This is a genomic window from Pseudomonas sp. NPDC087614 (assembly GCF_044743485.1).
In the GTDB taxonomy this organism is placed as follows: domain Bacteria; phylum Pseudomonadota; class Gammaproteobacteria; order Pseudomonadales; family Pseudomonadaceae; genus Aquipseudomonas; species Aquipseudomonas baetica_A.
The window spans coordinates 1-12,053 of the sequence record NZ_JBIUWN010000115.1; the positions used below are offsets into that span (position 1 = coordinate 1).

General features: G+C 58.9%; 12 protein-coding genes. 6 read left to right on the forward strand and 6 right to left on the reverse strand.

Features of this window, described 5'->3' with window-relative positions:
- Positions 1-117: 117 nt before the first annotated feature.
- Positions 118-1,971, reverse strand: coding sequence for a DUF4105 domain-containing protein (locus tag ACIOWA_RS26110; RefSeq protein ID WP_401162652.1), 1,854 nt, complete (start codon positions 1,969-1,971; stop codon positions 118-120).
- Between the two features lie 95 nt (positions 1,972-2,066).
- On the reverse strand, positions 2,067-2,555 hold the full coding sequence (locus ACIOWA_RS26115) for a DUF3015 domain-containing protein (RefSeq protein ID WP_221730112.1): 489 nt from the start codon (positions 2,553-2,555) through the stop codon (positions 2,067-2,069).
- A gap of 300 nt (positions 2,556-2,855) precedes the next feature.
- Here ACIOWA_RS26115 and ACIOWA_RS26120 point away from each other — a divergent pair, with 300 nt between their 5' ends.
- A complete protein-coding gene (locus ACIOWA_RS26120) occupies positions 2,856-5,294 on the forward strand; it encodes a Lon protease family protein (protein ID WP_401162654.1) in 2,439 nt (812 codons plus the stop codon).
- Positions 5,295-5,621: 327 nt separating this feature from the next.
- Positions 5,622-5,942, forward strand: a complete 321-nt coding sequence (locus ACIOWA_RS26125; protein WP_339432761.1) for a hypothetical protein — start codon at positions 5,622-5,624, stop codon at positions 5,940-5,942.
- Here ACIOWA_RS26125 and ACIOWA_RS26130 read toward each other — a convergent pair.
- Positions 5,939-7,768 (reverse strand): hypothetical protein, encoded by a 1,830-nt coding sequence (locus ACIOWA_RS26130; protein WP_401162656.1) that lies wholly within the window; start codon positions 7,766-7,768, stop codon positions 5,939-5,941. The two genes, ACIOWA_RS26125 and ACIOWA_RS26130, sit on opposite strands and share 4 nt — an antisense overlap.
- Before the next feature lie 161 nt (positions 7,769-7,929).
- On the opposite strand from ACIOWA_RS26130, the gene ACIOWA_RS26135 reads away from it, so the two are divergent.
- The 3 genes from ACIOWA_RS26135 (at position 7,930) to ACIOWA_RS26145 (ending at position 9,598) form a co-directional block, all read left to right on the forward strand.
- On the forward strand, positions 7,930-8,418 hold the full coding sequence (locus ACIOWA_RS26135) for a TIGR00645 family protein (RefSeq protein ID WP_339432762.1): 489 nt from the start codon (positions 7,930-7,932) through the stop codon (positions 8,416-8,418).
- A gap of 134 nt (positions 8,419-8,552) precedes the next feature.
- Complete coding sequence (locus ACIOWA_RS26140) at positions 8,553-8,858, forward strand: DUF6482 family protein (protein WP_339432763.1); 306 nt, start codon at positions 8,553-8,555, stop codon at positions 8,856-8,858.
- Positions 8,859-8,980: 122 nt separating this feature from the next.
- A complete protein-coding gene (locus ACIOWA_RS26145; RefSeq protein WP_221730107.1) occupies positions 8,981-9,598 on the forward strand; it encodes an FKBP-type peptidyl-prolyl cis-trans isomerase in 618 nt (205 codons plus the stop codon).
- A 131-nt stretch (positions 9,599-9,729) separates the two neighbouring features.
- Here ACIOWA_RS26145 and ACIOWA_RS26150 read toward each other — a convergent pair whose 3' ends face one another.
- The 3 genes from ACIOWA_RS26150 to ACIOWA_RS26160 all read right to left on the reverse strand — a co-directional run bounded on the left by ACIOWA_RS26150 (position 9,730) and on the right by ACIOWA_RS26160 (position 11,629).
- Positions 9,730-9,987 (reverse strand): hypothetical protein, encoded by a 258-nt coding sequence (locus ACIOWA_RS26150; RefSeq protein ID WP_221730106.1) that lies wholly within the window; start codon positions 9,985-9,987, stop codon positions 9,730-9,732.
- Positions 9,988-10,192: 205 nt separating this feature from the next.
- Entirely contained in the window at positions 10,193-10,534 is a 342-nt protein-coding gene (locus ACIOWA_RS26155; RefSeq protein WP_339432764.1) for a zinc ribbon domain-containing protein YjdM, read from the reverse strand.
- 126 nt (positions 10,535-10,660) lie between these two features.
- Entirely contained in the window at positions 10,661-11,629 is a 969-nt protein-coding gene (locus tag ACIOWA_RS26160) for a polyprenyl synthetase family protein (protein ID WP_339432765.1), read from the reverse strand.
- A gap of 241 nt (positions 11,630-11,870) precedes the next feature.
- On the opposite strand from ACIOWA_RS26160, the gene rplU reads away from it, so the two are divergent.
- Positions 11,871-12,053 (forward strand): 50S ribosomal protein L21 (gene rplU, locus ACIOWA_RS26165; RefSeq protein WP_401162659.1); only part of this gene is annotated, 183 nt, incomplete at its 3' end.

A 12,053-nucleotide genomic window follows, 5' to 3' on the forward strand; every position in this document is an offset into this window, starting at 1 on the left:
CTTGCCCGGGTGGTATTTGCTCTGTTGAAAAACCAGAGCGAATACTCCCCTAAAGCGGTTTAGGGGCTAGGCATGAACCATAGAATCTCCCACAGGGGTTATTTGCTGGGCTTCAGATCAGTAGTGATACCACTTCACCTCGAGCATGACTTCGGTTTCAGGCGTGGCCAGATGACTGAACTCGCGTTGCGCACTCAGGCGCAAACCAAGGTTGCGCGACAATTCCCACTGCTGATTCAGGCTCAGGCTACGGCGCACTTCGCCGTTGGTGAAGTAATCACCCTTGGCCTCCAGGCTCAGGTTGCCCAGCGGGTTTTTCCACAGTACGCCGCTGTTGAAACCAGCGGCTGGCGCAATGAAACCGGCGAAGTCATTGTTGTGTTCGACACGTACCGTGCCCAGGGCAAACCCGAGCACATCTTCGCCCAACTGCCACGTGCCGCCGCCACCACCGTTGACGTGGCTGACCAGGGTTTCGTCATCATGCTTGCCCGGCACACGCTCAAGACCGCCGGTGACTTGCCACGACAATGGCTGCAACAACTCATTGCGCGGCGTCAGCGAGCGAATGGTCGCCAGATCCAGTTGCTGGAATTGCCAGTGGTTGCCTTCGTACTGGCGCAGCTTCATTTGCAGGATTTCGATCTGCGCGCCGAGCGGGAAACTTTCGGCGTTGTCGTTGAGGTCGTGATAGGCCATGCGCAAGCCGTATTCGCCGAACGCACGATCACCACGGGTGCCGAGACCGGCCTGCCAGGTGCGCGATTCGTGGCCGTCTTCAGGCAGGCCCGGTTGCGCAATGTCCAGCTCGGGTGCGGGGTTCTTGTTGATTGCCCGCAGCAGTTCGAAACTGCGTTGCGCTCGTTGCGGATCGCGCTCCTGGCCGTTGGCGCGGTAGCGTTCCAGGCGATAAGCCGCATCGATGATCAGTGCTTGGCGCTCGCGAGGCAGCGCTTTGAATGTCGGCTCTTGCAGTTGCTGTTGATCGGCGCTGACGTTCAGTACCCACGCCTGTTCGTCATCGCTCAAAGGCTCGGCGCGACTGAGCAGTTCGCGTTCACGAGAGGGGCGGTATTGGATGCTTTCCACCAGTCCGGCCTCTTTCACCGCTTTGACCGTGTCGGTGGGAATGGCCGTCAGCGGGAATTGTTCGGTCAGGCGCAGACTCGGTCGCGCGACCTGCAGCAATTCGAGCAAGCGGTAGGAGCAGTTTTCGTCGAAGAAGAAATAGTCGAACTGGATCTGTTTCAGTTCCCACACATGCTCGACCATGCGCGCGGTTTCTTCTTGCGTCAGATTGAGCCGGTACTCCCACAGATCGCGGTTTTCCAGGCTGCGGTATTCGGAGAGTTTTTCCTGATACGGCACCAGCGCAAACAGCCCCGGGTAGCCCCCCATCAAGCCTTTCCAGGCGTACAGAATGCTGTTGTCCGAACCTTCGATGTAGGCGCCGAAGTTGATGGCGTAACTGAGCAGCGAGGTCTTGTCGGTCTGCACGTCAGCCTGATCGATGCGCAGCAACGTGTGGCCGAACATCGATGACGGGCTGTTGAGATAAGCCGCGGGGAAGATCATCACCGCGCTGTGCGGCGAAACGTCCTTGAACCACTTTTTGTACTCGGCACACGCAGGCGTTGGCAGGTCGCTCAGGTTGAGTTGCGTTTTGAGCCAGCGCGTGCGGGCGGGGTAGACGCATTGCGCGTGCTGCTCGCCGAGGCTGGCCGGGGCGTACAGCGCTTGTACCGTGGCGGCCAGTTCATGGTCGGGATGTTCATTGCCATCGGGCGCGAGGAAGAATTTCTTGTCGCTGACATAGCTGCGCCAGCCGCCGAGCTTGGCGGTTTCGTAGTGGCCGAGGGAAATCCAGAAGCGGTCATTGGCCAGTTGCTGCAAACGTTGAGGATCGATGGTTGGCGCGGCGGACAGCGGGGCGCAGACACAGAGCGCCAGCCAGGCAAGGCGTTTGAGCATAGTCGGCAACTTAAACAGGAAAGAAAAAAAGACCCAAGGAGGGACGGGCCGAAAAAACAAAACCCGCTTCCCGAAAGAAGCGGGTGGGGTCGAGCTTAAGCCTGAGTGGCGTACTTGGCCAGACGTGGGTCTGACTTCAGAACGGCCAGGGTGTTGGTGTGCACGTCTTCAGCGGTCACGTCAGCCTTGCTGAAGATCTGCTGGAAGTGCTCGTGAGTGACGGCCGCGAAGTGCGCACGGTCTTGCGGCGCCACGCCCAGTACCACGGCATAAGTCGTCAGCGCTTCGCCGTTGCCTTTGGCCATGTCTTCGGACAGCTCGTTCATCATGCCATTCATGGCAATCCAGGATTTGCCGCCGTAGGTCAGCGATGCGTTGGTCGAGCAACCGTTGGTGCCGGACGTCATGCCGAAGGTAGCGTTACCGGACGTGCCGTTGGTGGTGGAAGCGAGGAAGTGAGCCGGGGTGCCACGCTGACCTTCGAACAGCATGTTGCCCCAACCGCAATCCGGGCCGCCCGGGGCTTGCGCCATTGCGTTGATGGATACAGCGGTGAAGAGAGTACCGAGAAGAATCCGTTTCATAGCTTTGTTCTCTTTGTGTGCATACCAATGGACAGGGTTCTGGCCCCCCAAGCTCTGTAGAAACAGATCCAAACGAAGCCAGTGGGCCGGTATTAGTTCCAGCCGCGCAGTTTGGAGTTTAGGCACGTTCCTGGGGTTCCGTGATTTTTTACAAAAGATTTGGCGATAACCCCGATTTCACAGGGGAGGGGGCGGGGGCGACCGGTTGTCTATGCTTTGTCATAGGGCGCGCCTTGCCAGTGGGGTACGGGCAGCGCCAGAATGCCGCTATCTGCCCCGCCTGATTGTTAAGGAAGCCCGATGCCTGATCCTGTTGCTGCCAGCCTGCGTATAGCGCCCGAAGCGCTGACCCGTCCGTTTTCCGCTGAACAGTTCAGCTTCACTACCACCAATGATCTGGAGCCCTTTCGCGGTGTGCTCGGCCAGGAACGTGCGGTCGAAGCCTTGCAGTTCGGTGTGGCCATGCCACGCCCCGGTTACAACGTATTCGTGATGGGCGAGCCCGGCACCGGTCGTTTCTCGTTCGTCAAACGCTACCTGAAAGCCGAAGGCAAACGCCTGCAGACCCCGGCGGACTGGGTCTATGTCAATAATTTCGACGAGCCTCGCGAGCCTCGCGTTCTGGAACTGCCATCGGGTACGGCCGGCTCGTTTATCGGTGACATCAACGGTTTGATCGACAACCTGCTGGCGACCTTCCCGGCCGTGTTCGAGCATCCGTCCTACCAGCAAAAGAAAAGCGCCATCGACCGGGCTTTCAACCAGCGCTACGACAAGGCCCTCGACATCATCGAGCGTCTGGCTCTGGAAAAAGACGTCGCCCTGTACCGCGACAGCAGCAACATCGCCTTCACGCCAATGCTCGACGGCAAGGCGCTGGATGAGGCTGAGTTTTCGCAATTGCCGGAAGCCGATCGCGAACGTTTTCACGATGACATCTCCGGTCTCGAAGAACGCCTGAACGAAGAACTCGCCAGCCTGCCGCAGTGGAAGCGTGAGTCGAACAACCAACTGCGTCAGCTCAACGAAGAAACCATCACCCTGGCCTTGCAGCCGCTGTTGTCGCCGCTGTCGGAGAAGTACGCGGAGAACGCCGCCGTCTGCGGTTACCTGCAAGCGATACAGGTGTACCTGCTCAAAACCGTGGTCGAGCAACTGGTCGATGACAGCAAGACTGACGCCGTTGCGCGCAAACTGCTGGAGGAGCAGTACGCACCGAGTCTGGTGGTCGGGCATCCGGCCAGCGGCGGCGCGCCAGTGGTATTCGAACCGCACCCGACTTACGAAAACCTGTTCGGTCGTATCGAATACACCACCGATCAGGGCGCGCTCTACACCACTTATCGCCAGTTGCGTCCAGGCGCGCTGCACCGTGCCAATGGCGGCTTCCTGATTCTTGAAGCGGAAAAAATGCTCAGCGAGCCATTCGTGTGGGATGCGCTCAAGCGCGCTCTGCAATCGCGCAAGCTGAAAATGGAATCGCCGCTGGGCGAGATGGGCCGCTTCGCCACCGTGACCCTCAACCCGCAGCACATTCCGTTGCAGGTCAAAGTCATCATCATCGGCGCACGTTCGCTGTATTACACGCTGCAAGACCTCGATCCGGACTTTCAGGAGATGTTCCGCGTCCTGGTCGACTTCGACGAAGACATTCCGATGGTCGACGAGAGCCTGGAGCAATTCGCCCAGTTGCTCAAAACCCGCACTTCTGAAGAAGGCATGGCGCCTTTGACTGCCGATGCGGTGGCGCGCCTGGCGACGTACAGCGCCCGTCTGGCCGAGCATCAGGGGCGTTTGTCGGCGCGAATCGGTGATTTGTTCCAGTTGGTCAGCGAGGCGGATTTCATCCGTCATCTGGCCGGCGATGAAATGACCGATGCCGGGCATATCGAGCGTGCGCTGAAAGCCAAGGCCACTCGCACCGGGCGTGTGTCGGCGCGAATTCTCGACGACATGCTCGCCGGGATCATCCTGATCGATACCGACGGGGCGGCGGTCGGCAAGTGCAACGGTTTGACCGTGCTGGAAGTCGGCGACTCGGCGTTCGGTGTGCCGGCGCGGATTTCCGCCACGGTGTATCCGGGCGGCAGCGGGATCGTCGATATCGAGCGCGAGGTCAACCTCGGCCAGCCGATTCACTCCAAAGGCGTGATGATCCTCACCGGCTATCTGGGCAGCCGTTATGCGCAGGAATTCCCGTTGGCGATTTCCGCGAGCATCGCGCTGGAGCAGTCCTACGGTTACGTCGATGGCGACAGTGCTTCGTTGGGCGAGGCCTGCACGTTGATTTCGGCGCTGTCGAAAACACCGCTCAAGCAATGCTTTGCGATCACCGGTTCCATCAACCAGTTCGGCGAAGTGCAAGCGGTCGGTGGGGTCAACGAGAAGATCGAAGGCTTCTTCCGCCTCTGCGAGGCACGCGGGCTGACCGGCGAGCAGGGCGCGATCATTCCGCAGGCCAACGTCGCCACCTTGATGCTCGACGAAAAAGTACTGGCGGCGGTGCGCGCCGGGCAGTTCCACGTTTACGCGGTGCGGCAGGCCGACGAGGCGCTGAGCCTGCTGGTTGGCGAGCCGGCCGGTGAACCGGATGCAGACGGTCAGTTCCCTGAAGGCAGCGTCAATGCGCGGGTGGTTGAGCGTCTGCGGGTGATTGCCGAGATGATCAGCGAAGAGGATTTGAAGGAGGCTGAGAAGGAACTGGCGCAAGAGGCGTTGGTAGAAGCCAAACCGGCGTAAACCTTAACCAGGTCAAAAACTGCAACGGCATCAAAACAATGGGGGGGGGCTTGCTCCCGGAGGCGCAGTATCAGCCAACGAATCTGTTGCCTGACACACTGCCTTCGGGAGCAAGCCCCTTTCCATATTTTTCAGGGTGCAGCCAATAGAAAGCGCCACTACTCTGGCGCCAATATTCACACAATGACCATTCGGCGCATTCTGGTTTCGTGCGGCTTGCGCGGCGAACTTTTCTTCTATTCTCAGCTCAAGGATATCGACAGTATCACTGGATCGAGCCAGTCCTCCCGTGAGGGCTGAATACCGGCTTCACCGAGGGTCGCCGCCATGTCGCGCAACCTCTGCCTCACCCGTCAATGCCTGGGTCTCGTGACCCGTATCGAATGCGTCATCAAACCGTTGGCCGGCGATACCGGCATGTGGACGCTGCTCTTCGCTGCCGGCATGGCCGGTGAACAACCTTCCGCTATCAAAGCCCAAGGCCCGTTCCACGGGCCAGTCGCCGCCGAGTCGATCCTCGACACCATCGTCGAAAGTCTGACGCTGCACGGCTATGAGCTGGCCGACGATCCGCAGATCTGGAGCCTGCACCTGCAAGCCCAGCTTCGGCAGATCAACGGGGGGCGCGGACGAAGTCTCAACAGTTAGAGCGCAGGGTCGGTCAACTGTGCTGGGTCGAGTTTGACCTCGAAGCCGTATTGCAGGGTGGTGAGGTCAGTTCGCTGATAGGTTTCCACGTGGGTTGGGCGGCCATAGAAGTAATGCACGCCGAACAACGCCGGGCCCTCTGCGCTCGCATCGTGGCTGACCGAGAGAATCTGCTTGAGATAGTTGCCGCTGTCGTCCTTGACGAAGAAGCGCCATTCGTTGGCCGGAAACTGTTTCAGGTCTACCACCAGCGTGTTGTTCTTGATCTCCAGCCCCTTGGGCAAGGACTTGGCGTCGTACGCTTGCTTGGCCACCGTTGCCAGGAACAACGGCATCGAGCCCACGGCGATCGCTGGGGTTTGCGGGAACAGATTCAGATCGTAAGTGATCGTCGCTCGCAACGGATCGACCTGATAGGCCTCGGGCGGCAGTTCGATCGGCTCATCGAGTTTGCCGTTGTGTTTCTCGGTGAAGAACGTCACCGGGCTGTCGCCGGGGTTGAAGTCGTCGCCGAGCAACTCGTCGTTGAAGGTGCGGCGATGGGAAAACTCGATGCGCGCGGCGCTCGGGTCTTCCACGGATTGGTGGACACGGATGCCGGCTTTCAACTGTTCTTCAGTCAGGCTCGCGCCCTTGAGCCAGTTCTCGGCCAGATCGTCATACACCACCACTGGCAGATCCAGCGGCTTGATGGCTTTGTCCGTGGTGTGCTGATGAAAGGCGCGAATGGGGAGATCGAGCGACTGGCGGGTGACGGTGGCGGATGAGAAGTCCAGCGCGCGGACCTCCAGCGTCTCGATCGGGCCATTGAAATAGACCTTGTTATAGCGCTGCGGGTGTTGTTGCTCGAAGGCTTGCTGATCGGCGCTGAGTTGCTTTTCCAGCGCGTCGCTCCAGGTTTTCTGTTGTTGCAGGTGCGCCAGTTGTTTTTCGTAGAAGGCTACTTGTTCCGGACTTTCATTGATTGAACCGGCGCGCACCAGGTATTGCCCGGTGGCGTCGCGGGCCTGAACGATCAAAGGATTGAGTTGCGAATCGGCGACTTGCGCTGGCAAGGGCAGGTTGTTGCTGAATTCGACTTCGGCGTAGTTCTTTCCAAGCTTCAGCAGTTTGACGCTCAGGTTGTCGTTGGTGCGAGTCTGGCCGACGTCCTTTTGCGTCAGGTCGAAGCTGTACAAGCGTCGCGGCGCGATGACTTCAACCTTGCCCTGCAGGCTCACCGGTTGCGGCTGACTTTTCTTGTCCACATCCAGACCTTCGATGAACGGGTAGGTTACCGTCAGGTCATCGGGGTTGGTGACGTTGGAACTGGACGGGCTGAGCTGAATACCGGGATCGGTTTCCGACCACTCGGGCTGGTAGGGGATGACGCGTTTGTTGCTCAACGTCACCGATTGCCATTCCACACGATGGGGAAACAGGAAGCCGCCGGGAATGTTGAGGTTGAACGGGAATACTGGCTGCAGGTCGGTGAGGTAATCGGAGCTGGCGTCCTTGTGCAGCACGAACAGGCCACTGATGAAGGTATCGACCATCGCCTGCGGGGTCGGGTAGTGCTTGAGCACGCCGAGGGCGTCCTCGCCATATTCGGTGCGCAGTGGATTGCCTTCGAGTTTGAGCTGTGCCCGTTCAAGCAACAGCAGCGAGCCGCCGAGCTCGGTGACGGCGTCCTTGAGCTTCGGATCAGTGATGGCGTCGAGTGCCTGTTCGAACGTTGCCGTCTTTTCCTCAAGGCTGACTGCGTGCTTCTTGTCGCCGGGCGAGCAACCGCTCATCAATAGCACAAGGCACATTCCGGCAATCGTTATCGGCAATCGCACATCCATTTCCACGCGTCCTGTCCACTGTCACGGGGCTGTCATTGGCTTGGACACTAGCAGAAAAACTTTGGCACACACACGCAGGTGCCGGACTTGCGGGCAGTTTCTGGCTGTCCTCGGTGGCTGGTATACTCGCCGCCATTTTCCAGCCCCTTGTGTGAGATTCAATGGAACGCTTTATCGAAAACGCAATGTACGCCTCGCGCTGGCTGCTGGCGCCGATCTATATCGGGTTGTCCCTCGGGCTGCTGGCCTTGGCGTTGAAATTTTTCCAGGAAGTCATCCATATCCTGCCCAACGTGTTCTCGATGGCCGAGTCGGAGCTGATACTGGTGCTGCTGTCGCTGATCGACATGGCGCTGGTGGGCGGCCTCTTGGTGATGGTGATGATTTCCGGCTACGAGAACTTCGTCTCTGAACTGGACATCGACGAAGGCAAGGAAAAGCTCAGTTGGCTGGGAACCATGGACTCTTCCTCGTTGAAGATGAAAGTGGCAGCCTCGATCGTGGCGATCTCCTCGATCCACTTGCTACGGATCTTCATGGACGCCAAGAACGTCGATCCCGAACATCTGATGTGGTACGTGATCATCCACATGACGTTTGTCGTCTCGGCGTTCGCCATGGGCTACCTCGACAAGGTCACCAAACACTGATCAAGGTTTGAGCGCTGCAAAACACCGCCCGTCTGTTGCGAAACAGACGGGCGGTGTCGTTTGTGGCTTGTGCTTTGATGCGCGTGGGCCTATCCCTGTATAGATCTCGGCTCGCCATTGCGTGAGGTGTGTTCATGAACCTGCAAGAGTTGAATGCGTTTGCTATCGCCAGGAAGGTCGATGAACTGAACCTGATTTCCATGGAGGGCGGAATCTATCTGCTCGAAGCACGGATGCATGGGGCGGCGTATCCGTTAAGTGATCTCAAGGGCAACCTGTTGACGCTGCGATCGGTGGAGCATGCGCGGGATATGTTGCATAACTTCCCGGTGTTGCCGTTCAACCTCGTCCACACCTCGGTACACGATGAAATGTGTGGCCTTGGCGCCAGTGGCGAGGAAAGCCTCAAGGTGCCGATCGCCTGGCGCTCGGTCCTGTAGGCACTGCGTCCCATCGCCTGAGCATCTGTGCTAGTCTGCTCGCCCTTTTGGTTCCGGGCGCGCCGGGACGCGCTGTGCACGCACGGCAAGTCTTGTGGCCGTCCGCACAGCGGAGCAGTGTCATGTCCGAAGTAAATCTGTCCACCGACGAAACCCGCGTCAGCTACGGCATCGGCCGTCAGTTGGGTGACCAGTTGCGTGACAACCCGCCACCGGGCGTTAGCCTGGATGCCATCCTGGCCGGTCTGACCGACGCTTTCGCCGGTAAGCCAAGCCGTGTGGGTCAGGAAGAAATGTCCGCCAGCTTCAAGGTGATCCGCGAAATCATGCAAGCCGAAGCGGCTGCAAAAGCTGAAGCGGCTGCTGGCGAAGGCTTGGCGTTCCTGGCTGAAAACGCCAAGCGCGACGGCATCACCACTCTGGCTTCCGGCCTGCAATTCGAAGTACTGACTCAGGGTGAAGGCGCCAAGCCATCCCGTGAAGATCAAGTGCGTACGCACTACCACGGCACGCTGATCGACGGCACTGTGTTCGACAGCTCCTACGAGCGTGGCCAGCCAGCCGAATTCCCGGTCGGCGGCGTGATCGCTGGTTGGACCGAGGCCCTGCAACTGATGAATGCCGGCAGCAAATGGCGTCTGTACGTGCCGAGCGAACTGGCTTACGGCGCTCAAGGCGTTGGCAGCATCCCGCCGCACAGCGTTCTGGTATTCGACGTCGAGCTGCTGGACGTTCTGTAAGACCTGGCCTGTCCTTATGACAAGCTAATGTGGGAGCGGGCCTGCTCGCGAAGGCGTTCTTTGAGTCACACCTGGTGTTGCCTGAGACTCCATTTTCGCGGGCAAGCTCGCTCCCACGGTTTTATCGCGTTTCATACTTCAATCTTGTTGTGCATCTCACCGGTCGGGCGCAAGGCCCGGGCGTAGCAGAACAGGAACAGATTACGCACCAGCTCCTTTAATACCAGCGGCTCGCTGGAGTTCAGGCTGCTGACATCCAGATCCCCCTGATCCTGCAACTCATGCAGGGCTTCCTCCTCAAGCACTGCACAGACTTCACCGGTTTCCCGATGCAGGATTCTGAGGTACGGATGTGGGCGATCCAGCCAAGCGTCGATCAAATAAGTCATGGTTCTCATCTCCTTGAAGGGTTTCAATGAGAATAATTCTTATTCATTAAATAGCAAGGGGCTATTGGCTGTTTCTGGTTTTTTCCGGGTAAAGGTTGCGTAAGGTCAAAACGGCTGGCGTATGGCTATTGCTTGGATTGATTGGGGCAGGGCGGGGAGGGAGAGACTCCATCCCACGGCTGGCGCGGGATGGATGACAGCGGATTCAGACTTTTCTGACGAACTCGGATTTGAGCTTCATCGGGCCAATGCCGTCGATCTTGCAGTCGATGTCATGGTCGCCATCGCACAGGCGGATGTTCTTGACCTTGGTGCCGACCTTGACCACCAGCGAGGTGCCCTTGACCTTCAAGTCCTTGATCACGGTGATGGTGTCGCCGTCCTGCAGGACGTTGCCGACCGAATCTTTCTTCACGGCATCATCAGAGGCCACTTCGGTATCGCCGCTGGCCGACCATTCATGGGCGCACTCGGGGCAAACCAGTTGAGTGCCGTCTTCGTAGGTGTATTCGGAATTGCATTTCGGGCAGGGTGGCAACGTGCTCACTAAGGCTCCTTGAGGGATGTGGTTCGCTAAAAGTCGCACATTGTATAAGGTTTTAACCGAGATAGGGCAGACAACAAAAAGCCGCAGGCTTCGAAGGAAGGCTGCGGCTCTTTGATTACGTGGCGATCAGTGTGTGCGGGCGACCGCAAACTCGCTCAGTTCAACCAGTGCGTCGCGGTATTCGCTGGCGGGCAGTGCATCGAGGCACTTGATCGCGCGGGCCACGTAATCGCGGGCCAGTTGCGCGGTGTACTCCAGCGAGCCGGAAGCTTGCACGGCCGCGCGGATGCTTTCCAGATCTTCGATTCCGCCTTTCTGGATCGCCTGACGCACCAGTGCAGCCTGCTCGGGCGTGCCTTCACGCATGGTGTAGATCAGCGGCAGGGTCGGCTTGCCTTCGGCCAGATCGTCACCGACGTTCTTGCCCAGGGTTTCAGCATCACCCTTGTAATCGAGCAAGTCGTCGACCAGTTGGAATGCCACGCCCAGATGATCACCGAAGGTGCGCAGGGCTTCGCTCTGCCCGGCGCTGGCACCGGCCAGCGCGGCGGCGCTGTGGGTCGAGGCTTCGAAGAGCATCGCGGTCTTGCCGCGTATGACTTCCATGTAGGTTTCTTCGGTGGTGCTGGCGTCGCGCACCTTGGACAGCTGCAACACTTCGCCTTCGGCGATGATGCGGGTGGCCTGGGACAGGATCTTCATCACCGGCATCGAGCCCAGTTCAACCATCATTTCGAACGAGCGCGAGTACAGGAAGTCGCCGACCAGCACGCTCGGGGCATTGCCCCACATGGCGTTGGCGGTTGAGCGGCCGCGGCGCATGCCGGACATGTCGACGACGTCGTCATGCAGCAGGGTAGCGGTGTGCAGGAATTCGATGGTGGCGGCCAGTAGACGCATATCGTCGCCTTCGCGACCCAGTGCCTTGCCACACAGCAACACCAATAAAGGACGCAGACGTTTGCCGCCGGCCGACGTGATGTAGTCGCCGATTTTCGATACCAGCGGTACTCGGGAAGTCAGCTGCTTCTTGATGATGCCGTCGACGGCGCTAAAATCGTCCGCCACCGCGCGGTAGAAAGCTTGGGGTTGCATCAGCGAGAGTCGCTCCAGAAGGGTTGCGCGGCATGCTAGGACCCCCATCCAGACCTGTCAAGGCACGATGGACGGCTACTTGCATGACCGCGGTAGCTTGCGTACAATCGCGCACCCTGAACTTCCTGGGCAGCACCTGCCTTACGCAATTGCACTTGGGCCGTTCCAGCCCCATGCAGCCATGCCAGCCAATACCTCTTCTTATAAAGAGCTGGGTGAGCAGGATTATCGGAGAAATACCATGTACGCAGTAATCGTTACCGGCGGTAAGCAATACAAGGTCGCTGAGGGTGAATACCTGAAGATCGAAAAACTGGAAATCGCTACTGGCGAGTCCGTGACTTTTGACCGCGTTCTGCTGGTCGCCAATGGCGACGACGTGAACATCGGCGCACCTGTTGTTGCTGGCGCAACCGTCAAGGCT

Coding starts and splice junctions, on each gene's coding strand:
- ACIOWA_RS26115 (WP_221730112.1), bottom strand. CDS start 2,555: ATGAAACGGATTCTTCTCGGTACTCTCTTCACCGCTGTATCCATCAAC.
- ACIOWA_RS26120 (WP_401162654.1), top strand. CDS start 2,856: ATGCCTGATCCTGTTGCTGCCAGCCTGCGTATAGCGCCCGAAGCGCTG.
- ACIOWA_RS26110 (WP_401162652.1), bottom strand. CDS start 1,971: ATGCTCAAACGCCTTGCCTGGCTGGCGCTCTGTGTCTGCGCCCCGCTG.
- ACIOWA_RS26125 (WP_339432761.1), top strand. CDS start 5,622: ATGTCGCGCAACCTCTGCCTCACCCGTCAATGCCTGGGTCTCGTGACC.
- ACIOWA_RS26150 (WP_221730106.1), bottom strand. CDS start 9,987: ATGACTTATTTGATCGACGCTTGGCTGGATCGCCCACATCCGTACCTC.
- ACIOWA_RS26140 (WP_339432763.1), top strand. CDS start 8,553: ATGAACCTGCAAGAGTTGAATGCGTTTGCTATCGCCAGGAAGGTCGAT.
- ACIOWA_RS26145 (WP_221730107.1), top strand. CDS start 8,981: ATGTCCGAAGTAAATCTGTCCACCGACGAAACCCGCGTCAGCTACGGC.
- ACIOWA_RS26135 (WP_339432762.1), top strand. CDS start 7,930: ATGGAACGCTTTATCGAAAACGCAATGTACGCCTCGCGCTGGCTGCTG.
- ACIOWA_RS26130 (WP_401162656.1), bottom strand. CDS start 7,768: ATGGATGTGCGATTGCCGATAACGATTGCCGGAATGTGCCTTGTGCTA.
- ACIOWA_RS26160 (WP_339432765.1), bottom strand. CDS start 11,629: ATGCAACCCCAAGCTTTCTACCGCGCGGTGGCGGACGATTTTAGCGCC.